This is a genomic window from Streptomyces sp. ID05-26A (genome assembly GCF_033794685.1).
In the GTDB taxonomy this organism is placed as follows: Bacteria; Actinomycetota; Actinomycetes; order Mycobacteriales; family Pseudonocardiaceae; genus Lentzea.
On sequence record NZ_JARAYZ010000005.1, the window covers coordinates 249,570 to 273,931 of the forward strand.

Consider the following 24,362-nt stretch of genomic DNA (forward strand, 5'->3'; position numbering starts at 1 on the left):
AAGAGGAGGCGCCCGTGCGGGCTACGACGATCTACGGCACCCGGGACATCCGCGTCGAGGAGGTGCCGGACGCGTCCGTTCAGGAGGCCACCGACGTCGTCGTCCGGGTCGAGCTCGCGTGCATCTGCGGCAGCGACCTGTGGGCGTACCGCGGGGTGGCCAAGCGTGAGGGCGGGCAGCGGATCGGTCACGAGTTCCTCGGCATCGTCGAGGAGGTCGGCGGGGACGTGAAGAGCGTCCAGGTCGGTGACCGGGTCATCGCGCCGTTCGTGTGGAGCGACGGCACGTGCGCGTACTGCCAGGCCGGGCTGCAGACGTCCTGCCGCAGCGGCGGGTTCTGGGGCAGCAAGGGCAGCGACGGCGGGCAGGGCGAGGCGGTCAGGGTGCCGCAGGCCGACGGCACGCTGGTCAGGGTCCCCGCGGACGCGCCGGCGTCGTTGCTGCCCGCGTTCCTGAGCCTGAGCGACGTCATGGGCACCGGTCACCACGCCGCCATGGGCGCGGGTGTCGGCCCCGGCGCGACGGTCGCGGTCGTCGGTGACGGCGCGGTGGGCCTGTGCGGCGTGCTGGCGGCCAAGCGGCTCGGTGCCGAGCGGATCATCGCGATGGGCCGTCACGAGGACCGGGCGAAGATCGCGACGCTCTTCGGCGCCACGGACCAGGTCTCCGAACGCGGTGAGGCCGCGATCGAGCGCATCAAGGAGATGACCGGCGGCCTCGGCGCGTCCGCGGTGCTGGAGTGCGTGGGCACCGAGCAGTCGTGGGAGACCGCGATGGGCATCGTGCGCGACGGCGGCCGGATCGGGTACGTCGGTGTGCCGCACGAGATGCCGGGGCTGCCGCTGGGCAAGCTGTTCGGCCGCAACATCGCCATCGGGGGCGGTGTCGCTCCGGCGCGGGCGTACCTGCCGGAACTGCTGGCCGACGTGCTCGCCGGGCGGATCGACCCCGGCCCCGTGTTCGACCGGACGGTCTCGCTCGACGACGTCGCGCTGGGCTACCAGGCGATGGACGAGCGGACCGCCTTGAAGGTCATCGTCCAGCCGTGAGCACGTAGTCCTCGGCGCGTACGCGCTTGGTCCGCATCCAGTACCGCCAGGTGAATCCCGGCCACACGGTGCGGTTCACGCCCTGCGCGTCGAGGTACCAGCTCTTGCAGCCGCCCTGGGTCCACACGCCCTTGGTGAGTTTGCGCTGGATCTCGGTGTTGAACTCCTGCTGGGCCTCCAACCGCACGTCCAGCTCCGCTGCGCGGTGTTTGTCGAGGAGCCGGAGGCACTGCGAGATGTACCGGATCTGCGACTCGATCATGAAGACGACCGAGTTGTGGCCGAGTCCGGTGTTGGGGCCCAGCAGGAAGAACAGGTTGGGGAAGCCCGAGACCGTGATGCCGAAGTAGGTCTCGATGCCTTCCTGGCGCCACTGCTTCGCGAGGTCGACGCCGCCCTTGCCCTGGATGTCCAGGTAGTCGAACGAGTCGACGACGTGGAACCCGGTGCCGTAGATGATGACGTCGACCTCGTGCTCGACGCCCGCACTGTCCACGATGGACTTCTCGCGCACCTCGGAGACCTTGTCGGTCACCAGGTCGACGTTCGGGTTGCCCAGCGCGGGGTAGAAGTCGTTGGAGATCAGCACGCGCTTGCAGCCCATGGTGTAGTCGGGCTTGAGCTTGCGCCGCAGCGCCGGGTCCGGCACCTGCTTCTTCAGGTGCCGCAACGCGATGCCCTGCGCGAACTGCATGATCTTCGGGTTCACCGCGAAGCCCAGCGCGGACGACTCGCGCGTCCAGTACACGAAGTTGCGGTAGGCCCGTTGCGCGAGGGGTACTGCCCGGAACAGCTTCTGCTCCCAGCCGTTGATCTCGCGGTCGGCCTTGGGCATGATCCACGGCGGCGTGCGCTGGAAGATCTTCATCGACGCGACCTGGCCGGCGATCTTCGGCACGAACTGGATCGCGGACGCGCCCGTGCCGATGACGGCGACGCGCTTTCCGGTCAGGTCGTAGTCGTGGTCCCACTGCGCGCTGTGGAACGCCTTGCCGCTGAAGTTCTCGATGCCCGGCAGTTCCGGGACGTTCGGGATGTGCAACGCGCCGACGCCCGCGACCAGCGCCTGCGCCGTGTACGTGTCGCCCTGCTCGGTCGTGACGTTCCAGCGCTTGGCCTCGTCGTCCCACTGCGCGCCGGAGACCTTGGTGTTGAAGCGGATGTGCGGCCGCAGCCGGTACTTCTCGGCGACGCGCTGCAGGTAGCCGAAGATCTCGCCCTGCTTCGCGAACATCCGCGACCACTTCGGGTTCATCTCGAACGAGAACGAGTACATGTGCGACGGCACGTCGCAGGCGCAGCCCGGGTAGGAGTTGTCCCGCCAGGTGCCGCCGAGGTCGGCGGCCTTCTCCAGCACCACGAAGTCGTGCTCGCCGCGGCGCTTCAGCTCGATGGCCATGCCGAGGCCGGAGAAGCCGGTGCCGATGACGAGCACTTTCGTCTCTCGGTGCATGGGAAGGTCCCTCCGCTCGCGGTGGCTACTTCGCAGTAGGTTACTGCAAGTAAGTTACGAGCGGTAGACTCCTTTGGTGACTGCTCCGCGGCGCCGCATGCCCAAGGCCCAGCGCATGGCTCAAATGCTCACCGTCGCGGAGGAGATCTTCGCCGAGCAGGGGTATCTGGCCACGTCGATGGACGAGATCGCCGAACGCGTCGGCGTCTCGAAGCCGATGCTCTACGAGTACTTCGGCTCGAAGGAAGGCCTGCTCATCGGCTGCATCCACCGCGCGCGCACGGAACTGCGGGAGAAGACGGCGGCGGCGATCTCGGGTGCGCTGAGCCCGGAGGAGTTCCTCAGACTGGGGCTGCGCGCGTTCTTCGAGTTCATCGACGAGCACCGCAGGTCGTGGGCGCTGCTGCGGCAGGAGGCGGCTGTGGCCGTGCCGTCGGCGCAAGAAGAGGTGGAAGGCATCCGTCAGCAGCAGACGGACATGATCGGGGCCGTGCTGGCGTCGTTCACGCCGGAGATCGACCCGCTGGAGGCGGAGGCGTTCGCGGAGATCGTCGTCGGTGCGACGGAACGGCTCGCGGTGTGGATGGAGCGCAGGCCCTCGGTGGGACCTGCGCTCGCAACCGACTACGTGATGAACGTGATCTGGCCTGGTGTCGCTATGAAGCTGCCCGCACCCGTTCCGCACGCATAGCGGCGACGGCGGGCAGGTCGATCGGCGCGACCTTCGTGCCGGTGACCCACTCGATCAGCATGTCCGCGAGCGCGGGGTTGCGCGGCAGCACCGGGCCGTGCAGGTAGGTGCAGACGATCCGGCCCTGCACCGCGCCCTCGACGCTGCCGTCGTTGCCCGTGCCCACCTTGACGTGCGCGAGCGGACGGGCGGCCGGGCCCAGCGTGGTGCGGCCCTGGTGGTTCTCGAACCCGATCAGCGGACCGGCGAACAGGCCGTCCGCGGGCTCGGCGACGACCTCGCCGATCGCGCGGCTGCCGCCCGCGTGCGAGGACGAGTCGATCAGGCCCATGCCGGGGTGCGTCACGTTGTCGGCGCGGGTGAAGCTCTCGCCGAAGATCTGGATGCCGGCGCACACGCCCAGCACCACGGCGTTCTTCGTGACGGCGCGCTGCAGGCCGGGGTGCTCGCGCAGGTGCTTCACCGCCAGCGTCTGCGCGGTGTCCTCACCTCCGCCGACGACGTAGATGTCGCACGAGTCCGGCACCGGCTGGCCGTAGTTGATCGGCACGATCTCGGCTTTGATCCCGCGCCACGTCATGCGCTTCTCGAGGACCACGGCGTTGCCGAAGTCCCCGTACGTGCCGAGGAGATCCGGCAGCACGAGCGCGATCTGGATTGTCGACTCACTCATCAGCGGCAGCCCTGGCATTCAAGTCGCGGAACGCGGTGTAGTTGGCGATGACCTCGACCGCGCCCTGGGGCATCTGGTCGATGGCCTTCAGGGGGTCGGGCACGATCGTGTGCTGGACCTCGGCGTAGGTCAGGCGGACGGCGAGATCGGTCGCCCGTTCGCCGGACGCGATGACCGTGCGGCCCTGCAGGCGTTCGAAGGGGACGTCCCACAGCCAGCTCAGGTCGCGGCCGTCGGCCTCCTGGGCGTTGATCACCAGGACGGCCGGGTGGTTGGCCTCCTTGACGACCGTGAGGGTCTCGCTCCAGCCCGCCGGGTTCTTGCTGAGCAACAGGCGCGCGCTGCGGCCGTTGCGCTGGATCGTGCGGTACCGGCCGCTCACGTTGGAGACGCTGCGCAGCCGGCGCACCGCCTCGTCCGCGGGGACACCCATCGAGTGGGCGGCGGCGGCCGCCATGACGGCGTTGGCCTGGTTGAACTTGCCCGGCAGCGTGAGCCGCAGTTCGAGCTTCTGGTGCTCCGGCGTGATCATCGCCTCGTCCGCGGTGATCCAGTTCGGGTGCGGCCGGGAGAGGTCGCACCCCGTGCAGTGCCAGTGCTCGCCCTGCCAGCGGATCGGGTTGCCGCAGCGCGGGCAGCTCGCCGAGTCGTGGTGCCAGCCGGTGCCGGTGGCGACCCAGACGACCTTGGAGGCGTTCCAAGCCGCGCTCGTCACCATCACGTCGTCGCAGTTGGCGATGATCGTGCAGTTCTGCAGCTTGTTGACGGCGTCGCGCAGCGACCGCTCGATGGTGCGGACCTCGCCGACGCGGTCGAGCTGGTCGCGGCTCAGGTTCAGGATCACCGCGACGGACGGGTTGCTGGCGCCCGCGACGGCCGGGAAGTAGGCCTCGTCGCACTCCAGCACCGCGTACGGCGCGTCCGGCTGCTTCGAGAGCGCCGTGACGTGGCCGTCGGGCATGTTCGCGCCGCTGTGGTTCGTGGCGACCTCGCCCAGCGCGCCCACGGCCCGCGCCAGCATCATCGTGCTGGTGGTCTTGCCGTTGGTGCCCGTCACGACGGCGACCCTGCGGCCCTGGGTGAGGCGGTTGAGCGCCTGCGGGTCGAGCTTCAGCGCAACCCGGCCGCCGATCATGCCGCCGGCGCCGAGGCCCATCTTCTGGGACAGCGTGGAGCTCAGGTTGCCCAGTTTCACGGCGGCTGCGGTGCGCAGAGGGAGGCGGGCGGGGGAATCGTTCACGTCAGCGATGTTACCGGCGTTGGAATTCGCCCTTTCTGGACGGTCGTTGCGTTGGTGTGAACGGAGTTCGGTACAACTACCGGCTCAGCCCGCGCAGGATCCGGATGAGCTCCACCGTCGGCAGCTGGCAGTCGTTGGAGTCATGTTCTCGGGCCATGCCTGCTTGGGTACCAGTGCTTTCATCGGGAAAGACCACGCAGGATCCGGATGAGCTCCACCGTTGGCAGCTGACACAGCTGTGCCATGTTCTCCAGCGCGGGCAGGTCCAGGTGCACCTCGGGTGAGGCACCCGGCGGCAACGCGTGCAGCCGTCCGGCGGCCCACCGCTTGAGCGGCAGGATCCGGGGGTTGTCCGCGGCCGCGATCGCGGTGAGGCTCAGCGACAGGTGGCCGGCGGGGGTGTCGCCGAAGAAGCGTTCGTGGACCCGCGCGAGCACTTGATGAGCCGGCACGTCGAGAGCGTGACAGATCTCGACGAGACGGACCACGGAGCATTGCCGCGTGCCGAGCTCGTACGTCGCGAGCGTCTGCAGCGAGATCTCGGTCTGCAGCCGCTTGTTCAGTTCCTTGCGGGTCCATCCGCGCTGCTTGCGAAGGCTGCGGATCTCATCACCGAGCACGCGCTGGTACGCCGCTGTGTCGATTTGGCCGTTCGCAGTCTGCACTGGTCCCTCCACCCCGTGAGCGGGTCTCACGGTGATGGAAGGCGCCATTGCTTCGTCGCTTACGCAACTTACTGGGAGAATCCCCCGAACGGGCTATACATCTCTACTCTCAGTATCAGTTTACGCAGCGCACGCCGTCTGCGGAGATGGGCGGAGGGGCCGCGGGGTCAGCCGGTTGCTGACGCGCACCGTCCAGGGCGAGTACTCCGGAACCGGTGAAACCCTGCGCGCCGGGACCCGAGTAGTCCGCCCCGAGGAAGACGCGGACGGTGCCGGCCGGGATGTTGACGTCCTCTTCGGTCTTGATGCCGCCGAGCGTCTCCTGGACCGCGTTGGCGCCCGCCTCGCCGCCCTTGCCGTAGCGGACGACCGACTTCGCGAGCGCGTCGGCGTTGCCCGCCTGACCCTCCTTGAAGCCCTTCGCGACGAGCGACCCGAGCACCTGGCCCGCGAGGCCCGGCTGACCGGAGGCGTTGCGGACGTCGACGGTCACCGCGGACTTGTCGAACTTCGGGTCCGCCGGGTTGGACGTCGCCGGGGCCTTGCCGAGGCCCTTGACGAACGCGCGCACCTCGGACTCGGTCACCTCGACCGCGGAACCGTCCTCCGGCGTCTGCAGGTCGGGGTTGCCGGTCGGGATCGTCTGGAACGTCATGTTGCCGCCCGTCATGTCCTTCATCTGCAGGGCGAACTTGGTGATGTCCCAGCCGTCGTCGAGCACGATCGCGCCGCTGACGGCCTTGATCATGTCGTTGCGCTTGGTGCTGTCGGTGAGCACGCCCGCGGACAGCATCTTCTTGGCGAGACCCGCCATGAAGACCTGCTGGCGCACGACGCGGTCGAGGTCGCCCATCGGCAGGCCGTGGCGCTGGCGGACGAACGCGAGCGCGTTCTTGCCCTCGATCGTCTGCTGGCCCGCCGGGAAGTTCGCGCCGGAGAAGCTGTCGCGGACCTTCGTGTTGAGGCAGACGTCGATGCCGCCGATGGCCTTGGTGATGTCGTAGAAGCCGACCAGGTTGACCTCGGCGTAGTGGTCGATCGTCGCGCCGGTCAGGGTCTGGATGGTCTCGATGAGGTTCTTCGCGCCGGCCTTGCGCGACTCCATCTCGACCTCGGGCCCGGTCTTGCCGCTGCCCTGCAACTTCTCGGCCGCGTCGTTCTTGGCGTACCCGTAGGCCGAGTTGATCTTGTGTCGCCCGTACCCGCCCGCGATCTTCACGTAGGAGTCGCGCGGGAACGAGACGGCGTAGGCCTTGCCGCTGTCGTTCGGGATGTGCAGCAGGATCAGCGTGTCGGTGTTGAACCCGCCGTCGTCGGTGCCGCCCGCCTGCAGTTCGTTGAGGATGTTCTGCGGCAGCGGGTTGCCCTTGGAGTCGGTGCGGCTGTCCATGCCGACGAGCAGGATGTCGATCGCGCCGTCGGCGGGCTTCTCACCCGCGTCGGCCAGGTTCAGGTCCTGCTTCGTCAGACCGTCGGTCAGCGCGGTCAGGTTCTGCCACGCGATGCCGGTGACCAGCAGAATCGTCGCGGACAGCATGCTGATGAAGATCTTGGCGCCGGTGGACGCGCCGCGCTCGGCCTTGCCCGGCCGGCGGGCGGCCGCTGGCCTGGGCCTCGGCCGGGGCGCGGGAGCGGCGGCCTTGGCCTTCGCGGGCGTGGTGCGGACCGTGGGACGGTCGGCGACCGGACGCGGGCGCGGGGCGGACGAGGACGCCCGGCCCGTCTCGCGGCGCGGGGACTCGCTGCGGCTGGGGGACTCCCTGCGCGGAGGTTCACGGCGGGGCGGTTCGCTGCGGCTCGCCGACTCGCGGCGCGGTGGTTCGGAGCGCTTCGGAGGCTCCCTGCGTGGGGGTTCCGCCCGGCGCGGGGGCTCGGAGCCCTTCGGCGGCACCTGGGGGCGGCGGGGCTGGCCCGTCTGGGGACGCGGGGCGGAAGGTCGCCTGGGATTCCCGTTCGGGTCTCCCGGCCGCGGCGGCCGGTTGTCCACACCCACTCCTCTCAGCACATCCGGGTACCCCAAGTAGACGTGCGGGAGGTCCACTCGGTTGTGCACAGGGTGACACAGTGGTGGAGAGCACCCGATCAAGGCCCCCTGACCAGCGGTTTCGTTCGTTTCGTAGACTCTTGGCCGTGTTGACGATGCAGGACGCGCTGCTCGCGCTGACCAAGTACTGGACCGACCGAGGTTGCATCGTGGTGCAGCCGTTCAACACCGAGGTCGGGGCGGGAACGCTGAACCCGGCCACCGTGCTGCGGGTGCTGGGTCCCGAGCCGTGGCGCGTCGCCTACGTGGAGCCGTCCGTGCGGCCCGACGACGCCCGCTACGGCGAGAACCCGAACCGGCTGCAGACCCACACCCAGTTCCAGGTGATCCTCAAGCCCGACCCGGGCGACCCGCAGGAGCTCTACCTCGGTTCGCTCGAGGCGCTGGGCATCGACGTGCGCGGCCACGACGTCCGGTTCGTCGAGGACAACTGGGCCTCGCCGGCACTGGGCGCCTGGGGCCTCGGCTGGGAGGTCTGGCTCGACGGCCTCGAGATCACCCAGTTCACCTACTTCCAGCAGGCCGGCGGCATGACGCTGGACCCGGTGTCGGTGGAGATCACCTACGGCATCGAGCGGATCATGATGGCGCTGCAGGGCGTCGACCACTTCAAGAAGATCGCGTACGCGCCCGGCATCTCCTACGGCGAGGCGTTCGGCCAGGCCGAGTACGAGATGTCGCGGTACTACCTCGACGACGCGGACGTGGAGGCGAACAAGCGCCTCTTCGAGGAGTTCGCGGCCGAGGCGCGGCGCATGCTCGACGCCCGGCTCCCGGTCCCGGCGCACAGCTTCGTGCTGAAGTGCTCGCACATCTTCAACGTGCTGGACGCGCGCGGTTCGATCTCCACGACCGAGCGCGCCCGTGCGTTCGGCCGGATGCGCGGGCTGGCACGTGAGGTCGCCGCGCTGTGGGCGGAGCGTCGCTCCGAACTCGGCCACCCGCTCGGCGTCGCGGAGCTTCCCGCCGCCGTCGAGAAGCCCTCGTCCTTCGCGGACGTCGTCTCGCCGGCGACGCTGCTGTTCGAGATCGGCACCGAGGAACTGCCGCCGCACGAGGTGCTGCGGACCGTCGACGCGGTGCGCTCGGCCGTGTCGGCGAAGCTGGCCGCGACCCGGCTGACCTCCGGCGAGGTGACCGTGCACGGCACGCCGCGCCGGATCGTCGTGCTGGTGCCCGCGGTCTCGCCGCGTGAACCCGATGCCGAACGCACCGTGCGCGGTCCGCGGGTCTCCGCCGCCTTCGACGCCGACGGCAACCCGACGAAGGCCGTGCAGGGCTTCGCGCGCGGCCAGGGCGTCGACGTGTCGGCGCTGGGCCGCGTGGTCGAGAACGACGTCGAGTTCGTGGCCCTGACGAAGTCCGACGCCGGCCGTGGCGCCGTCGAGGTGCTGAGCGGGCTGCTGGCCGAGGTTGTGTCGGACCTGCGGTCCGAGAAGAACATGAAGTGGAACGACCCGAAGCTGTCGTTCACCCGGCCGATCCGCTGGCTGCTCGCGCTGCTGGGGGAGACCCCGGTGCCGGTCGCGGTGTCGTCGCTCGCGTCGGGCACCTCGACGCGCGTGCACCGGACCGCGGCCGAGCCGGTCGTCGCGGTGTCCACTGCGGACGGTTACCTGGAGTTCCTGTCCTCGCACGGCATCCAGGTCGACGCCACCGCCCGTTCGGCCGCGATCGTCGAGGCCGCGCAGGAACTGGCCGCGTCGGTCGGCGGTGTCGTCGAGGTCGACGGGCTGCTCGACGAGGTCACGAACCTCGTCGAATGGCCGACGCCGATCCTCGGCTCGTTCGAGGAGCGGTACCTGGAACTGCCCGCGCAGATCCTCACGACCGTGATGCGCAAGCACCAGCGGTACCTGCCGGTGCGCGCGGCGGACGGCTCGTTGCTGCCGCACTTCGTGGCGGTGGCGAACGGTTCCGTGGACGCCGATCTGGTCCGGGCGGGCAACGAGGCCGTGCTGCGGGCGAGGTACGAGGACGCGGCGTTCTTCTGGCGGGCGGACCTCAAGACGCCGCTGGAGGAGATGAAGGCCGGGCTCGCGAAGCTGACGTTCGCGGACAAGCTCGGCTCGATGGCGGACCGCGCCGGCCGCATCGCCTCGCTCGCCGGTCGGTTCGCCGGCGTGGTGGACGTCGACCGCGAGACGTTGGACCGGGCCGGTGCGCTGGCCAAGTTCGACCTCGGTTCGCAGATGGTGATCGAGCTGTCGTCGCTGGCCGGTGTGATGGCGCGGGAGTACGCGGCACGGGCGGGGGAGACCTCCGAGGTCGCCCTGGCCCTGTGGGAGATGGAACTGCCGCGGTCGGCCGGTGACGCGTTGCCGTCGTCGGTGCCGGGCGCGCTGTTGTCGCTCGCCGACCGGTTCGACCTGCTGGCCGGGCTGTTCGGGATCGGTGCGCAGCCGACCGGCTCGTCCGACCCGTTCGGGCTCCGCCGGGCGGCGCTCGGCGCGGTGACGGTGCTGCGGGCGTTCCCGGACCTGAGGGAGATCACCCTGCCGGTCGCGCTTTCCCTTGCGGCTGAGGGCCTCGAGATCTCCGCGGAGGCGCTGGAGACGGCTCGGGAGTTCGCGGTCCGCCGGTACGAGCAGGCGTTGCTCGACGGCGGGCACGAGCACCGGTTCGTGCAGGCGGTGCTGCCGCTGGCCGACTCGCCGGTGTTGGCCGACGAGACGCTGACGCAGCTGGAGTCGTTGGCGGGCAACGAGTCGTTCGACGCGCTGGCTGCCGCGCTGCAGCGAGTGCGGCGGATCGTGCCCGGTGCGGTCGAGGCTTCGTACGACGCTTCGGTGCTGTCCGAGCCCGCCGAGGTGGCGCTGCACAAGGCGTTCGACGGGGTCTCGCGCGATGTCGTCGGCCTGGCGGCGTTCTTCGCTGCCGCCGAGGGGCTGACCGGGCCCGTCAACACGTTCTTCGACGAGGTGCTGGTGATGGCCGAGGACGAGAAGGTGAAGGCGGCCCGGCTCGGGTTGCTGGCGTCGATCCGCGACTTCGCGGCACCGGTGCTGGACTGGACCCAGCTGTAGGAACGGGGAAGAGGGGCGCCCACTTGAACTGGTGGGCGCCCCTCTTCTGCTGTCCGGTTAGTTGATGCTGAAGCTCTGGCCGTAGACCTTCCACTTCAGCGGTGTGTTCAGGTCGAGGTTGCCGGCCTTGAGCCACACGCGTTGCGCGGTGTCGACACGGGTGGTGTCCTCGTGCGCGGGTTCCTGTTTCATGGTCCACACGCGGGCGTCCATGAAGGCGTTGAGCCACGTGGTCTCGTTACCGCCCTGCGACGGCGGCTTCGCCTTGGCCAGAGCGCGCTTGCGGATGCCGGAGAAGTCCAGGCTGCCCCAGCCGTCACCGTGCATGACGATCGCGTCGTAGTAGGCGAACTGGCCCAGGGCGCGCACGCCGTCGGCCTTGGCCTGCCTCAACGCCGGGTTGAAGTAGACGCGGTCGCGTTCCGACTCCTGCGCGGCCTTGAAGACGGAGTCCTTCGCCGCGGTCTTCCAGTCCTTGGTGTAGTTGGGGTCGAGGCCCGAGTGCGAGTCCGACCCGTTCACCCTGCGCAGCGCGGGCAGGTACTTCTCCAGCACGTTGCCGGGCTTGCGCTTCTTGTAGAGCTCGACGAGGTCGAGCATGTCGCCGGTGCCGCTGCAGAAGCCGATGATGCCGGCGGTGTAGCCGCGGCCGTCGTTGATGTCCTCGATGTAGCCGAACTGGGCCTTCCAGTTCGTCGAGGAGTTCTCCGCGCTGGACACGATCTGCATCGCGATGTCCTTCATGCGCGGGTCGTTCAGGTCGGCCGCCTGCGCGATGCCGACGGTGGTGGCGATGAGCGCGACGCACGTCAGAAGCGTGGCCGCCAGGCGGCCCGTGATCTTCACGTATGTCCTCCGGGTTGTCCCGGGCGGCAGTGGAGCCAACGGTAAGGGGTCTGCACCTCTATCGGCAAGAGTGTTTACCAAACTGCGGGCAGTGTGCCGTCTGCGGTGCTGCAAAACGCCTAAAGTGTTGCTCCACAAGGATGTTTATAGGCAAGTGGTGTTACCGGATCGTCGTTCTGACATGCGAAAAGAGGGCGCCCCCAGGGGGACGCCCTCCTCGACGGTGCGACTAGCTGATGGAGAAGCTGTCGCCGTAGACCTTCCACTTGAGCGGCGTCTTCAGGTCGAAGTTGCCGGCCTTGAGCCACACGCGCTGCGCGGTCTCGATGCGCGACACGTCCTCGTGCGCCGCTTCCTGCTTCATGGCCCACACGCGGGCGTCCATGAAGGCGTTGAGCCACGTGGTCTCGTTGCCGCCCTGCGACGGGGGCTTCGCCTTGCCGAGCGCGCGCTTGCGGATGTTGCTGAAGCTCGTCTTGTCGCCGCCGTCACCGTGCACGACGATCGCGTCGTAGTACGCGAACTGACCCAGCGCGCGCACGCCGTCGGCCTTGCCCTGCGTCACCGCGGGGTTGAAGTAGACGCGGTCGCGCTCGGACTCCTGTGCCGCCTTGAAAACGGAGTCCTTGGCGGCGGTCTTCCAGTCCTTGGTGAAGTTGGGGTCGAGGCCCGAGTGGGAGTCGGTGCCGTTCACCTTGCGCAGCGCGGGGAGGTACTTCTCCAGCACGTTGCCGGACTTCTTGGTCTTGTAGAGCTCGACGAGGTCGAGCATGTCGCCGGTGCCGCTGCAGAAGCCGATGATGCCGGCGGTGTAGCCGCGGCCGTCGTCGATGTCCTCGATGTAGCCGAACTGCGCTTTCCAGTTCGTGGAAGAGTTTTCCGCGCTGGACACGATCTGCATCGCGATGTCCTTGAGGCGCGGTTCGTCGAGGTTGGCCGCCGAAGCGGTCCCGACGGTGGTGGTGAAGAGGGCGGCGCACGTCAGCAGTGCGGCCGCGATGCGACCAGTGATTTTCACGAAGTTCCCTCCGGGGCAGGGATTGTGGGGGCCCGGGCGGCGTGAGAACCACGGTAAGCGGTCCATACCTTTATTGGCAAGAGTCTTTACTAATTCGCGAAACGGACAATTGTCCTCAGTCGACGCAATCCGGCGGAAACGCTTGTGTCGCAGACGTTCCCGCCGGACTGTCAGCTCACCTGATGTCGAACTGCTGGCCGTAGACGTGCCACTGGAGAGGCGTTTCGAGGTTCAACTTGCCCTCGTCGAGGAAACGGCGCTGGGCCGTGTCGACGCGGCTGGTGTTCTCGTGTGCCGGCTCCTGCTTCATCGCCCACACGCGGGCGTCCAGGAACGCGTGCAGCCACTGCGTTTCGTCGCCACCCTGGGCCGGCGGACGGGCTCCGGTGTCCAGGGCGCGCCGGCGAATGCTCGAAAAGTCCAGTTCACCCCATCCATCACCATGCATCACGATCGCGTCGTAGTAAGCGAACTGGCCGAGTGCCTGCACGCCGTCCTGCTTCGCGCGGTTCACGGCCGGGTCGAAGTAGACGCGGTCGCGTTCGTGTTCCTGCGCGCCCTGGAACGTGCCGTCCCGCGCCGCGGATTCCCAGTCGCCCTGGAAGTTCGGGTCGAGGCCGTCGTGCGACGGAGAACCGTTGACGCGTTCGAGCGCCGGAAGGTACTTCTCCAGGACGTTGCCGGGCTTCCAGTCGCGGTAGAGCCGGACGAGGTCGAGCATGTCACCGGTGCCGCTGCAAAAGCCGATGATTCCGGCGGTGTAGCCGCGGCCGTCGTCGATGTCCTCGATGTAGCCGAACTGTGCGCGCCAGTCCAAAGAGGAGTTCTCCGCACTGGACACCAGCTGCATCGCGATGTCCTTGAGGCGCGGGTCGTTCAGGTCCGCCGCGTTCGCGGTGCCGGGCGTGACGAGGGCCGCCGCGCACAGAACCGTTGCGGCGAGGCGTGTAAACGTCTTCATGTCGCTCCGTTCCACTGAGGATCGGCGGCGACGTCGTGCGGGGCCAAGCTAGCGTGGGAGCGCTTGCATGACAAGGGCCCGGCTCGTGAACGAGCCGGGCCCCCTCGGTCATCAGCCGTTCTCGGCGGCGCACTTCTGGTCGTTCGGACGCTGTCCGCCGAGCAGGTACTCGGTGACCTTGTTGTTGGCGCACTTGTTCTTGCCGAAGATGTAGGCGCCGTGCCCACCCTGGTCGATCGTGATCATCGCGGCCCTGTCGCCGAACGCGCGGCGCGTCGACTGGGCACCGACCAGCGGCGTCGCGGGGTCGCGCTCGTTCTGCACCAGCAGCACGTTGCGCGGGCCCCGGTCGGACGGCAGGACCTGCTTCTCCACCGGCTTCGGGAAGAAGGCGCACGGCTGGATGTTCGCGGCGCCCGCGCCGAACATCGGGTGGCGGACGCGGTCGATCGCCACGTTGCGCTCGTACGCGCCGACCGACGACGGCCAGGAGGAGTCACCGCACATCACGTTCAGGCGGCCCGCCAGCAGGGCCTGGACGCGCGGGACCTCCGGGTACTCCTGCGGCGGCTGCGGCTGGCCGGTGTCGAAGGCCTTCCAGGAGGCGGCGTGCTTCGCGAACGCCTCGTCACCCGTGGCGTAGAGGGCCGTGAAGTTGAGGAGGCGGAAAATCCTGCCGTCGAAGCCCTCCACCGAAGGCTTCTCGTCGAGCTTCGCGGCCAGTTCGAAGAACTTGGCGCGCACCTGCTGCGGAGTCGTTCCGAGGTTGTACTCGGGGTGCGCCGCCGCCCACTTCGCGAAGTCCGGGAACGTGTCCTCGACGCCGCGGCCCATCAGCCGGCCGCCCTCGACGTCCCAGCCGCCCTTCGGCAGGTTGCTGTCGATCACGACGCGGTCGGAGGTCTTCGGGAACAGCGTGGCGTACACCGAACCCAGGTACGAGCCGTACGAGTACCCGAGGAACGACGCCTTCTTCTCGCCCAGCGCCGCACGGACCGAGTCCATGTCACGCGCGATGTTCTGGGTCGTGTTGTAGGGCAGTGCGCCGGCCGAGGACGACTTGAGGCACTGCTCGGCGATCTTCTTGACCTCTTCGGCGCGCTGGCGCACCTCGGCGGAGTTGTTGGCGTACGGAGGCACACTGCCGTCCGCCATCTGCTCGTCGGTCATGTCGCATGTGGACGGTGAGCTGTAACCGAGGCCGCGCGGGTCCATGCCGATGATGTCGTACGCGTCCTGCACGTCCTGCGGCAGTCCGACCGCCTTCAGCACGGCCGGGAACGTCAGGCCCTCACTGGGCCCGCCGGGGTTGGTCAGCAGGATCCCCTTGCGCTTGCCGGGGTTCTTGCTGGCCAACCGGGTGATCATCACCTCGGTCTTGCGGCCCTCGGGCTTGCGGTAGTCGAGCGGCAGTTGGAGCTTTCCGCACTCCAGAACGGGAAGCGCCACGTCGGTGGGACAGGCGACCCACTGCACCTCGGGCTTCGGCGTGGCGGCGGCCGACACCCCCGGTACCGCCACCAGTGCTGCGGCAGCGGTCACGACCGCGGCCAGCGACAACGTTTTTCGCATTAGCAAATACCTCCCCGACGACGCGCCCGATCGGCGCGCCAAACCAATGGAGACCTCAGCCGTTCATGCGGACGAGAACGTCCAGCTGGGCCTTGTTGTAGAGCTCGACCAAGACCTTCACGACCGTCCGCCGTGCGTGCTCCACGCCGCGCGGCGCGTCGCTCCACAGGCCGGCCGGATCCGGGAACGCGGCTCGCATCTGTGCCATGTACGGCATCTCGCGCATGCCGTCCGCCACGGCCTGCCGAGTCGCCTCGTCCGCGTCCTCCGGCAGGTTGTCGAACGCGATGACCGCCGGATCCCGCGCGTAGTCCTTCAGCGTCCCGGCGTACTTCGCCAGCGTCTCCGGCGAGAGCAACTGGGCCAGCACGACGGTGAACGAGCGGTCCTGCGGCGACAGGTTCGCGTTCTCGATCATCACCGCGACGTCCGGGGGCAGGTCGGTCGGCACCTCCTGGCGCAGCACCAGTGCCAGCTCGGCCCTGATCCGTTGCAGGCGTTCGACCTGCGCCGCCAGTTCGGCGTCGAGTTCCCGCAGCGCCTCACGGGGATGTTCGTCCCCGTCACCGAGTTCCGCGATCTGCGTGAGCGACAGCCCGAGATCGGTGAGACGCTTGATCCTCATCACCCGCACGAGGTGAGGCACGCCGTAGCTCTTGTAGCCGTTGGCGCGGCGTTCCGGCTCGGCGAGCAGACCCACGTCGTGGTAGTGCCGGATCGTGCGCAACGTCGTGCCGGCGAGATCGGCCAGCTGACTGGTGCTCCACGCCACGACGTCCTCCTCCCCGGTTGCTGACAGGACCCAGTTGAAACTATGCCGCTACGGCACGGTCAAGGCAGGACGGATCTTCGCGACTTAGGTGTGGGGGAGAGTCCACTTTCGTCGCACGCAAAAGGCCCCCGGCAAGACACCGGGGGCCTTTTGTCGTCTTACAAGGACTTACAGGAACTGCTTGCCACGGGTGACGGCGCCGTAGGCGTCGACGATGCCGTGACCGTAGAAGCCGTTGAACTTCGCGTCACCCTCACAGGTGGCGTCGAACTCCGGCGTGCGGCCCACGTTGACGTACGACACGGTGCGCGGGTTCGGGCAGGCGCGCTGCGTCGCGGTCTTGTAGAGGACCTTCTCGACCTTGTCCGGGTCGAGGGTCAGGCCGGGGTTCTTCTTGTCCTTCTTGCCGTACTCGCTGACGATCAGCGCGGCGACACCAGCGGCGTGCGGGGCGGCCATCGAGGTGCCCTGCAGGTACTGGTAGTAGCCGACCTTGTCGCCCTGCACGGCCTTCTTCACGCCCGCGGCCTCACCGGCGGGAGTGACGTTGCCGGCCTCGTCGATCGCGCCTTCGGCGAGAGCGACGTTGCGCGGGTAGGTCGACAGGATCAGGTTCTCGTTGGTGCGGTACCACGGCGTGCCGAGGCCGTCGCGGAAGTAACCACCGGGAGCCGAGATCGCGGTCTGCTCAACGCCGTAGTTCGAGTAGTCGGCCTTGTTGGTCGACGGCCCGAGGGACGACACGGAGATGACGTGGTTGCCCTCGGTGGGGAGGTTGAGGCACGTCGCGTTGTCGATCGGACGCGGGCGGTTGTGGCCCGGCGGGTAGTTCGGGCTCACGGTGTCCTGGCGCGGCTTGCCCAGGTCCTCGTGGTTGTTGCCACCGGCGCCGATCAGCGTGACGCCCTTGCGGTGCGCGTAGTTCAGCGCGCGCTGAACGGCCTTGGTGATCGTGCGCTGCTCCAGCTGCTCCTCGGCCGAAGCCGTGGGGTCGTTGGTGCAGTTCATGTACCACGGGTCGACGTAGAACGACATGTTGATGACGTCCAGGCCGATGTCGGCGCCGTAGGTGAGCGCGTCGACGACGGGGTTCAGGAAGAACGAACCCGCGTCCTGGCCGCCGCGGATGTTGACGAGCGAGACGCCGGGCGCGACACCGGAGATGCCGAAACCGTTGGCAGCGGCGCCGATGGTGCCGGCGACGTGCGTGCCGTGGCCGCCGTCGTCCCAGTTCGCCGGGTCGACACAACCGCGGAACTCACACGGGCCGTCGAAGACGCCACCGTCGGAGTCGTTGGGGATGTCGATGGTGAAGTTGCGGGAGAGCTCGTTGTTGAAGTTCGGCGCGATGTCCGGGTGGGAACCGTCCACACCGGTGTCCAGAACGCCGACGTACACGCGCTTGTCGCCGGCCTGCTTGGCCCGCGCGATGTTGGAGCGAACGAGGTTCAGACCCCACAGGTCCCCGTCGAGCGGGTCCATGCCGGCGGTCGACCCCTGCTGGGCGGGAGCCTTGTTCGGCTTCTCGCCCTTGTTCTCCTTCTCGACGTTGTCGCGCTTGGTCTTCTCGGCCTTCTTCGCCGCGGGCGCGTGCCCGATCGGCTTGGACCGAGCGGCACCGACGATCGCGCTCGAAGCGGAAACCTTCTCCGCGAAGCCGTTCGCGGGCGCCTTGACCGTCAGCAGACCGACGGCGTCGTTGCTCCGCACGACCTCGCCGCCCGCCGCTTCCACGGCGTCGATCGCGAAGTCGCGGTTTCCGGGTTCTTCCAGAAGGACGGTGTACTCCGTGGTCGGCCCTGTGGTGGCCGGCGCGGCCCCCGCCGCCGAAGTACCCGCTGCGATCAGCGACACCGTTGCCGCCACCGCCATCACGGTTCTGCGCGTTCTCACCTAGCTGTCTCCTCACACCCGGTCAGGGCTGGATCCAACAACACGGTGCGGCCCCCGATTGCCGCCCAAGTTGGACACACTGACACGAAATTCGGCCGCGCATCAGCGCCTTTCGTACGGAATCGAACTGTAGCCGATCGGAAGCGGAGCGTGATGTTATGAGAAGAAATCTTGACTTAACAAGATTCAAGGACTGGACTCCGCGTTTATGCGAAGACGGGTAATGGCATCGTCGGCGTGCCTGCTCTTTCTCCTCTCTGCCTGTGGTGACGCTGGTCAGGGTGCTCCGACGCTGCCCACGCGCGGTCCCAAACCAATCGTCGGGGTAATCCTTCCCGACCGAACGACATCCGCGCGTTGGGAAGAGCAGGATCGTCCACTGCTCACACAGGCGTTCAACTACGCCGACATCGAACCGTTCATGGAGAACGCCGAGGGCGATGAGGGGAAGTTCGCGCAGATCGCAGACGAGATGATCCGCCGCAAGGTGAAGGTCATGATGATCACGCCGCTGTCCGCGGCGGGCGGACTCGCGGTGCAGAAGAAGGCGAAGGCCGCGGGCATCCCGGTCATCGACTACGACCGCGTCACCCTCGGCGGCCAGGCGGAGTACCACGTCGGTTTCGACAGCGTGAACGTCGGCCAGCTGCAGGCGGACGGTCTGCTGGGCTGCCTCGGGGAGAAGCCGGGCGCCAACATCATCGAGATCGAGGGCGCTCCGACCGACCACAACGCCACGCTGTTCACCCAGGGCCAGAAGTCGCGGCTCGCGCCGAAGTACGACAGCGGCGCGCTCAAACTCGTCAAGTCGCAACCCGTCGACGACTGGGACAACGAGCTCGGCGGGAAGCTGTTCGAGCAGATCCTGAACGACAACGGCGGCAAGGTCGACGGCGTGGTCGCGGCCAACGACGGCCTGGCCGGCGCGGTCATCGCGGTGCTCAAGAAGAAGAACCTGAAGGTCCCGGTCACCGGTCAGGACGCCACTGTGGACGGTCTGCGGGCCGTGCTGGGCGGCGACCAGTGCGTCACCGTCTACAAGCCGGTGCGCGACGAGGCCGAGGCCGCGGCCAGGCTGGCGATCGCCGTCGCCCGCGGAGACCTCTCGGGTGCCGATGACCTCGCCACCGGAAACCTGAGGGACCCCGTGTCGCGGCGCGACATGAAGTCGGTGCTGCTCGGCGCGACGCTGATCAAGAAGGAGAACGTCCGGACGCTGGTCACCGAGGGCATCATCAAGCCGGCGGAGCTGTGCGCCGGTGCCCTGGCCCCGGCCTGTGCCCAGCAGGACATCCTCGGAGGGTGAAGCCCCGTCACGACCTGTCGTGATCCGGCAGGTCGTGACGTCCCGAGATGAACTCCTGCACGGCGATCTTCGCCTTGATGATCGGCTGCCGGATCCTCGCCTCCCGGCGGTACGCGCGGGTCAGCTTGCGCGAGCCCTCCAGGTAACGCCAGCGCGCCCACGGTGAGCCGGGCCGTGCCAGCCGCACGGCGCCCACGGCGGGCACCACCGGCACGAGCAGGCCGAGCAGCCCGGTCCAGATCTTGCCCTTGAGCAGCGCCACGATGGCGAAGCACAGGTTCACGCCGATGGCGATCACCCTCAGCGTGAACGTGGACGCCGGCGTCGTCTCCGGGTTGAGCTGCAGCACCTCGTCGTAGCCGAACGGGCGGGCGCCCAGCAGGAACGTCCCGGTCAGGCCGACGGCGAGGAACACCGCGTCGACGGACAGCCGGCCCGCCTTCGTCCAGTAGACGTCCCTCAGGTGCAGGATCAGCGCGAACTCGTCCAGCACCAGGGCCGCGCCCACCCCGAGCACGGCTGAGGCGGCGAGTCTCGCGCCGTGCATGTCGTCCGGGATGACGAGACTCGTGACGCTGGACAACAGCAGCAGCACGGTGCCGAACACGACGTGGTGCACGTGCGTGTCGCCGTGCACGATGTTGCCCGGCCACCAGCGCACCTTCGCCCTGATCATGCGCACGCTGATGCGGATGAACACGAATGTGGTCACCAAACCGATGAAGAAGAAGAGCAGTCGTTCGCTGCCGGTCAAAGCCACGGCCCCCTGGGTCAACGACCCTCCAGGCTACCGGCCGTCCGGCGACTTCATGTTGTGGATGGTGCCGACCTGGAACACGATGCCGTTGACGCGACCGTCCAGCTTGTTCGAGATGGTCGGGCGGCTCTTGCGGCGCTCCTCGCGCCGGGCCTCGGCAAGGGTGTCCGCGAGGTGCTCCGCGGCGAGCTCGGCGAGGCCACCGGAGGCCTGGGGCCCGACGGAGACCTTGATCGACATCGCCGTCTGCTCCGACACGAGGACCTCCGCGGGACTCACCTGTGATCTCACGGTAGCAGCGAAATCGACGTCTCGACTGAGCGCGAAAGGCATGGTTGACTGTGTTCGGTCGTACGTTTCGTGTTCGTGGATTACCCCGCTCGCGGAACGAGGTCGCGAGTGCGCGGGTTCTCCAGGTTCCGGAGAAGACGCCGCTGTGGCTTGACCCGGTGGTCGCGAGCGCGATCCGGCACCTGTTAGAGGAGAAGTAGCAAGATGGCAGTACAGGGCACCGTCAAGTGGTTCAACGCGGAGAAGGGCTTCGGCTTCATCTCCCCCGACAACGGTGGCGCCGACGTGTTCGTCCACTACTCGGAGATCCAGGGGAACGGCTACAAGTCCCTCGACGAGAACCAGCGGGTCGAGTTCGAGATCGGTCAGGGCCAGAAGGGCCCGCAGGCCCAGGGTGTTCGCGCCGTCTGAGTCTGATCGGTCAGCACAGCTGATCTGAGGCCAAAGCCGCTTGTCCTGTATCGGACAGGCGGCTTTGCTGCGTCTTGTGCCGGTTCGATCGTGATCAGTAGCTTCGGGGCATGGGGAGACTGTTCGTAGCCGCTCTGTTGCTCTTCGTGGCCGGGTGCTCCGGCGGTTCGGACGCCGTGCCGGGCGGTTCCAAGATCGACGCCCTGCTGGCCAAGGCGCCTGTTTACGCAGGTCAGGTGACTCCTGGCTCTGCTGTCGACCGCATCAAGAAGCGCGGCGAGCTGCTCATCGGCGGCTCCCAGGACGCTCCGCTGCTGTCCCAGCTCGATCCGATCAGCGGCGAACTCACGGGCTTCGACGCCTACCTGGGCAAGCTGCTCGCGCACTACGTCGTCGGCAAGCCCTCGACCGAGCTGCTCTCCGCCACTTCGGAGACCCGCGAACCGTTGCTGGCCAACGGGACCGTCGACGTGATCATCCAGACCTACACGATCACGCCCGCCCGTCAGGAGCGCGTGTCGTTCGCCGGTCCGTACTACCGGTCGGGGCAGTCGATCGCGGTGCGCAAGGGCACCTCCGGCATCACGAAACCCGCTGATCTGGCTGGTAAGACGGTCGTCGTCGGCGCGAACACCCCCGGGGTGAAGGCGGTCCGGGACGCGGCACCCACCGCGGAGATCGTCGAGTTCGGGTCCGATCCCGAGTGCGTGACGGCGCTGAAGCAGGGCCGCGGCGAGGCCTACGTCCAGGACCAGGCGATCCTGGTGGCCGACGCGTCGAAGGACAGCGAACTGCAGCTCGTCGGCGAGCCGTTCACCGAGGACCTGTACGGCATCGGCATCAGGCACGGGGACGCGGAGTTCACGAGGTTCGTGAACGACTGGCTGCGTGAGATCGGCGAGTCGGGGCTGTGGCAGGAGGTCTGGAAGCAGACGATCGGCACCGTGGTCACCGGCGAGGCACCGGCGCCACCCGCGATCGCCTCGTGAACCTGGTCCTCGAAGGGTTCCTGAACACCGTCGCCCTGACCCTGCTGTCGTTCGCCGGTGCCCTGCTCGTCGGGCTGCTGGTGGCGGTGCTGAGGATCGTGCCGGTGCCGTTGCTGCGAGGTGCCGGCGCCGTCTACGTCGAGGTGTGGCGGAACATCCCGCTGCTCGCGTGGCTGGTGCTGTTCGTGTTCGGGCTGCCGGAGGTGGGCGTGAAGATGCCGTTGTTCTGGACGGCCTTCACGGCGATCGCGCTGTACGAGGCGGCTTTCGTGGCCGAGGCGCTGCGGTCGGGTGTGCGGTCGGTGGCGTCCGGGCAGGGCGAGGCCGCGCGGGCGCTGGGACTCTCGTTCCGGCAGTCGTTGCGGCACGTGATCCTGCCGCAGGCCTTGAAACGTGTGGTGCAGCCGCTGGCGAACATCGCGATCGCGTTGACGATGGCCACGGCACTCGCTGGTGTGGTCGGAGTAGTGGACATGACCCGTGCGGCGCAACGGATCAACCTGGAGCTCGCGCAGCCGTTGCTGGTGTTCACCGGCGTCGGGCTCTGTTATCTGGTGATGGCCGCCGGGATCGGGTTCGGCGCTCGGGCCCTGGAACGGCGGCTGGCCTGATGTTCGACGCTCCCGGCCCCCGGTTCCGCCGCAGGGTCTTCTGGGTCTCCGCGGTGTCCGCCGTGGTGCTGCTCGGGCTTCTGGCCCTGGGGTTGTGGCAGTTCGCCTCGAACGGCCAGCTGGACCCGGTCCGGTGGAGGCCGTATCTGACCTGGCCCGTCTGGCGTTATCTGCTCGGGGGACTGTGGTCGACGGTGGTGGCGGCATGTGCGACGGGTGTGCTGGCGATGGCGGGCGGGCTGCTGCTCGCCCTGCGACCCAACCGGTTCACGCGTGCGTATGCCGAGGTCATGCGTACGGTTCCGGTGCTGCTGCTCGTGTACGTGATGCTGTTCGTGCTGCCGTCGTTCGGCGTGAACCTGCCGCTGTTCTGGAAGCTCGTGGTGCCGCTGGCGTTGTCGCACGCGGCGTCCTACGCGGTGATCTTCCGGGCGGGTGTGGAGTCGGTCGATCCCGGTCAGCGCGAGGCCGGGCTGTCGCTGGGCATGCCGGACGGCGTGGTGACGCGGTTCGTGGTGCTGCCACAGGCCGTTCGGCACATGACACCGTTGCTCGTGACCCAGGCCGTCAGCCTGTTGAAGGACACCTCGCTGGGTTATGTCGTGTCCTACGCGGAGTTGTTGTTCAACGGGCGCGTGCTCGCGAACTACAACGGTCTGCTGATCCAGACCTTCATCGTCGTCGCTCTCGTGTACCTCGTGGTCAACCTGGCACTGTCCAGGCTGGCCCACCGGCTGGAGGCCGCTCGTGCCCGCACTGCTCGCTGAGGTGACCCGCTCGGGATTCGTGGAGAGCCTGCACCACGGCAGCGTCATCGGCCTGCTGCCGTCCGGTGCGGTGGGCGTTTCCGTTGGCGCGGTGGAGGACCCGGTGCTGCCGCGGTCGTGCATGAAGCCGTTCCAGGCGCTGGCGTGCCTGTCCGCCGGAGCACCGCTGGCCGGTCCCGCGCTGGCGATCGCGGCCGGGTCGCACACGGGGGAGAACCGGCACGCGGAGCTCGTGATGCAGCTGCTCGGCGGGTTGCCCGTTGGGTTGTTGCGCTGCCCGCCGTCCTGGCCGGAGGACGAGCCGACGCGGCAGCGGATGACCGAGCCCTCCCGGGTGCGGATGAACTGTTCCGGCAAACACGCGGCGATGCTCGTGGCGTGCCTGGCGGCGCGGTGGCCGACGCAGACCTACCTGGAGACGTCGCATCCGTTGCAGCGAATGGTGATGCGGACGGTGGAGGAACTGTCCGGCGAGTCCGTGGCGCACACCGCGATCGACGGTTGTGGTGCGCCGGTGTACGGATTGTCGTTGCACGGCTTGGCGCGCGCGATGCAGGGGCTGGTGCGCACTCCCGTCGCCGATGCCATGCGCGGGTTTCCCGAGTACGTCGGCGGAACCGGGCACGTGAACACCGTGGTCATGCAGCAGTTGCCGGGAGTGGTGGCCAAGGGCGGCGCGGAGGGCGTGCTGGTGCTGGCGACCGACGCCGGGCACGCCGTCGCGGTCAAGGTGCTCGACGGCAATCCGCGCGCCACCACGGCGATCGGGCTCACCGCGTTGGCAGCGCTGGGGTTCGACGTCTCACCCGCGAAGGAGTCCCTGTCCGTGCCGGTGCTCGGTGGCGGGCAGGTCGTCGGGGAGGTTCGTGTCGTCTTCTAGAACTGCTCGGGCACTTCGAGCATGCCGAGCTGGGCCATGACGGTCGCCGTGTCGCCGTAGACCCGCTGGCAGACGAGGACGTCCTTGTCGAAGAAGAAGAAACCGGCCATCCTGACCTTGAACGACCGTCCGGTAACTTCTTCTCCGGTGAGGCTGCCCAGGTGCGTGCCCTGGAGTTCGAACTCGACGATCACGGCGCTGTCGGCGTGGTGGACGTCGATGACCTTGTTGCGCTGGTCCGGGAAGGCGGCGCGGGTGCGTTGCCAGTAGGCGCGGACGGCGTCGACGCCGTCGAGGACCTGGCCGGACGCCATGATCTCGTAGCGGGGGTGCGGAAACGTGTTCAGAGAGGTGTCGAAGTCGTGGTCGTTCTGCGACTCCATGTGCTCCAAGACGATCGCTTCACGCAGCGCTCTGAGCGCCTTGGACTCGGTCATGCCGGCTGAC

23 protein-coding genes are annotated in these 24,362 nt (G+C 68.2%); 9 read left to right on the top strand and 14 right to left on the bottom strand.

All coding sequences use genetic code 11. From position 1 onward, the window contains the following. The first annotated feature begins 14 nt into the window (after positions 1-14). Entirely contained in the window at positions 15-1,049 is a 1,035-nt protein-coding gene (locus PV646_RS35895) for a zinc-dependent alcohol dehydrogenase family protein (RefSeq protein WP_500346755.1), read from the top strand. Here PV646_RS35895 and PV646_RS35900 read toward each other — a convergent pair. Then, positions 1,033-2,502 carry a flavin-containing monooxygenase gene (locus PV646_RS35900; RefSeq protein ID WP_500346756.1) on the bottom strand — a complete coding sequence of 490 codons (1,470 nt, stop codon included), beginning with the start codon at positions 2,500-2,502 and terminating at the stop codon, positions 1,033-1,035. The two genes, PV646_RS35895 and PV646_RS35900, sit on opposite strands and share 17 nt — an antisense overlap. Before the next feature lie 76 nt (positions 2,503-2,578). On the opposite strand from PV646_RS35900, the gene PV646_RS35905 reads away from it, so the two are divergent. Continuing rightward, the gene (locus PV646_RS35905) at positions 2,579-3,193 is read left to right on the top strand and encodes a TetR/AcrR family transcriptional regulator (RefSeq protein ID WP_500346757.1); all 615 of its coding nucleotides are present in this window, start codon (positions 2,579-2,581) and stop codon (positions 3,191-3,193) included. On the opposite strand, the gene PV646_RS35910 is transcribed toward PV646_RS35905, so the two are convergent. The 4 genes from PV646_RS35910 to PV646_RS35925 form a co-directional block, all read right to left on the bottom strand. After that, entirely contained in the window at positions 3,159-3,866 is a 708-nt protein-coding gene (locus PV646_RS35910; RefSeq protein ID WP_500346758.1) for a type 1 glutamine amidotransferase, read from the bottom strand. The two genes, PV646_RS35905 and PV646_RS35910, sit on opposite strands and share 35 nt — an antisense overlap. Beyond that, positions 3,859-5,106 carry a MurT ligase domain-containing protein gene (locus PV646_RS35915; protein WP_500346759.1) on the bottom strand — a complete coding sequence of 416 codons (1,248 nt, stop codon included), beginning with the start codon at positions 5,104-5,106 and terminating at the stop codon, positions 3,859-3,861. Before PV646_RS35915 ends, PV646_RS35910 begins: the two co-directional genes overlap by 8 nt. Positions 5,107-5,285: 179 nt before the next feature. Beyond that, positions 5,286-5,771 carry a helix-turn-helix domain-containing protein gene (locus PV646_RS35920; protein WP_500346760.1) on the bottom strand — a complete coding sequence of 162 codons (486 nt, stop codon included), beginning with the start codon at positions 5,769-5,771 and terminating at the stop codon, positions 5,286-5,288. A gap of 115 nt (positions 5,772-5,886) precedes the next feature. Further along, positions 5,887-7,758 carry an LCP family protein gene (locus tag PV646_RS35925; RefSeq protein ID WP_500346761.1) on the bottom strand — a complete coding sequence of 624 codons (1,872 nt, stop codon included), beginning with the start codon at positions 7,756-7,758 and terminating at the stop codon, positions 5,887-5,889. A 152-nt stretch (positions 7,759-7,910) separates the two neighbouring features. On the opposite strand from PV646_RS35925, the gene PV646_RS35930 reads away from it, so the two are divergent. After that, positions 7,911-10,841: a glycine--tRNA ligase gene (locus PV646_RS35930; protein ID WP_500347068.1), complete on the top strand. Its 2,931-nt coding sequence runs from the start codon at positions 7,911-7,913 to the stop codon at positions 10,839-10,841. Between the two features lie 57 nt (positions 10,842-10,898). Here the strand turns inward: PV646_RS35930 and PV646_RS35935 are convergent, their stop codons facing one another. The 6 genes from PV646_RS35935 to PV646_RS35960 all read right to left on the bottom strand — a co-directional run bounded on the left by PV646_RS35935 (position 10,899) and on the right by PV646_RS35960 (position 17,903). After that, on the bottom strand, positions 10,899-11,669 hold the full coding sequence (locus tag PV646_RS35935) for a chitosanase (RefSeq protein WP_500347069.1): 771 nt from the start codon (positions 11,667-11,669) through the stop codon (positions 10,899-10,901). A gap of 247 nt (positions 11,670-11,916) precedes the next feature. After that, positions 11,917-12,771, bottom strand: a complete 855-nt coding sequence (locus PV646_RS35940; RefSeq protein ID WP_500346762.1) for a chitosanase — start codon at positions 12,769-12,771, stop codon at positions 11,917-11,919. A 109-nt stretch (positions 12,772-12,880) separates the two neighbouring features. Beyond that, the gene (locus tag PV646_RS35945; protein ID WP_500346763.1) at positions 12,881-13,666 is read right to left on the bottom strand and encodes a chitosanase; all 786 of its coding nucleotides are present in this window, start codon (positions 13,664-13,666) and stop codon (positions 12,881-12,883) included. 111 nt (positions 13,667-13,777) lie between these two features. Beyond that, entirely contained in the window at positions 13,778-15,238 is a 1,461-nt protein-coding gene (locus PV646_RS35950; protein ID WP_500346764.1) for an alpha/beta hydrolase, read from the bottom strand. Between the two features lie 55 nt (positions 15,239-15,293). Continuing rightward, on the bottom strand, positions 15,294-16,010 hold the full coding sequence (locus PV646_RS35955; RefSeq protein ID WP_500346765.1) for a helix-turn-helix domain-containing protein: 717 nt from the start codon (positions 16,008-16,010) through the stop codon (positions 15,294-15,296). 168 nt (positions 16,011-16,178) lie between these two features. Continuing rightward, the gene (locus tag PV646_RS35960; RefSeq protein ID WP_500346766.1) at positions 16,179-17,903 is read right to left on the bottom strand and encodes a S8 family serine peptidase; all 1,725 of its coding nucleotides are present in this window, start codon (positions 17,901-17,903) and stop codon (positions 16,179-16,181) included. Positions 17,904-18,126: 223 nt separating this feature from the next. On the opposite strand from PV646_RS35960, the gene PV646_RS35965 reads away from it, so the two are divergent. Continuing rightward, positions 18,127-19,209, top strand: coding sequence for a sugar ABC transporter substrate-binding protein (locus PV646_RS35965; RefSeq protein ID WP_500346767.1), 1,083 nt, complete (start codon positions 18,127-18,129; stop codon positions 19,207-19,209). Between the two features lie 7 nt (positions 19,210-19,216). On the opposite strand, the gene PV646_RS35970 is transcribed toward PV646_RS35965, so the two are convergent. Together PV646_RS35970 and PV646_RS35975 are read right to left on the bottom strand one after the other, a co-directional pair. Further along, positions 19,217-19,921: a hypothetical protein gene (locus PV646_RS35970; protein ID WP_500346768.1), complete on the bottom strand. Its 705-nt coding sequence runs from the start codon at positions 19,919-19,921 to the stop codon at positions 19,217-19,219. 75 nt (positions 19,922-19,996) lie between these two features. After that, a complete protein-coding gene (locus PV646_RS35975) occupies positions 19,997-20,257 on the bottom strand; it encodes a hypothetical protein (protein WP_500346769.1) in 261 nt (86 codons plus the stop codon). 204 nt (positions 20,258-20,461) lie between these two features. Between PV646_RS35975 and PV646_RS35980 the strand changes: the two genes are divergently transcribed. The 5 genes from PV646_RS35980 (at position 20,462) to PV646_RS36000 (ending at position 23,915) form a co-directional block, all read left to right on the top strand. Next, positions 20,462-20,668 carry a cold-shock protein gene (locus PV646_RS35980; protein ID WP_030479190.1) on the top strand — a complete coding sequence of 69 codons (207 nt, stop codon included), beginning with the start codon at positions 20,462-20,464 and terminating at the stop codon, positions 20,666-20,668. Between the two features lie 110 nt (positions 20,669-20,778). After that, positions 20,779-21,657, top strand: coding sequence for a glutamate ABC transporter substrate-binding protein (locus tag PV646_RS35985; RefSeq protein ID WP_500346770.1), 879 nt, complete (start codon positions 20,779-20,781; stop codon positions 21,655-21,657). Next, positions 21,654-22,268 carry an amino acid ABC transporter permease gene (locus tag PV646_RS35990; RefSeq protein ID WP_500346771.1) on the top strand — a complete coding sequence of 205 codons (615 nt, stop codon included), beginning with the start codon at positions 21,654-21,656 and terminating at the stop codon, positions 22,266-22,268. Before PV646_RS35985 ends, PV646_RS35990 begins: the two co-directional genes overlap by 4 nt. Continuing rightward, the gene (locus PV646_RS35995) at positions 22,268-23,035 is read left to right on the top strand and encodes an amino acid ABC transporter permease (protein ID WP_500346772.1); all 768 of its coding nucleotides are present in this window, start codon (positions 22,268-22,270) and stop codon (positions 23,033-23,035) included. The genes PV646_RS35990 and PV646_RS35995 overlap by 1 nt, the downstream gene beginning before the upstream one ends. Continuing rightward, positions 23,016-23,915, top strand: coding sequence for an asparaginase (locus PV646_RS36000; protein WP_500346773.1), 900 nt, complete (start codon positions 23,016-23,018; stop codon positions 23,913-23,915). Before PV646_RS35995 ends, PV646_RS36000 begins: the two co-directional genes overlap by 20 nt. On the opposite strand, the gene PV646_RS36005 is transcribed toward PV646_RS36000, so the two are convergent. Continuing rightward, on the bottom strand, positions 23,912-24,352 hold the full coding sequence (locus PV646_RS36005) for an ester cyclase (RefSeq protein WP_500346774.1): 441 nt from the start codon (positions 24,350-24,352) through the stop codon (positions 23,912-23,914). The genes PV646_RS36000 and PV646_RS36005 overlap by 4 nt on opposite strands. Positions 24,353-24,362: the final 10 nt, after the last annotated feature.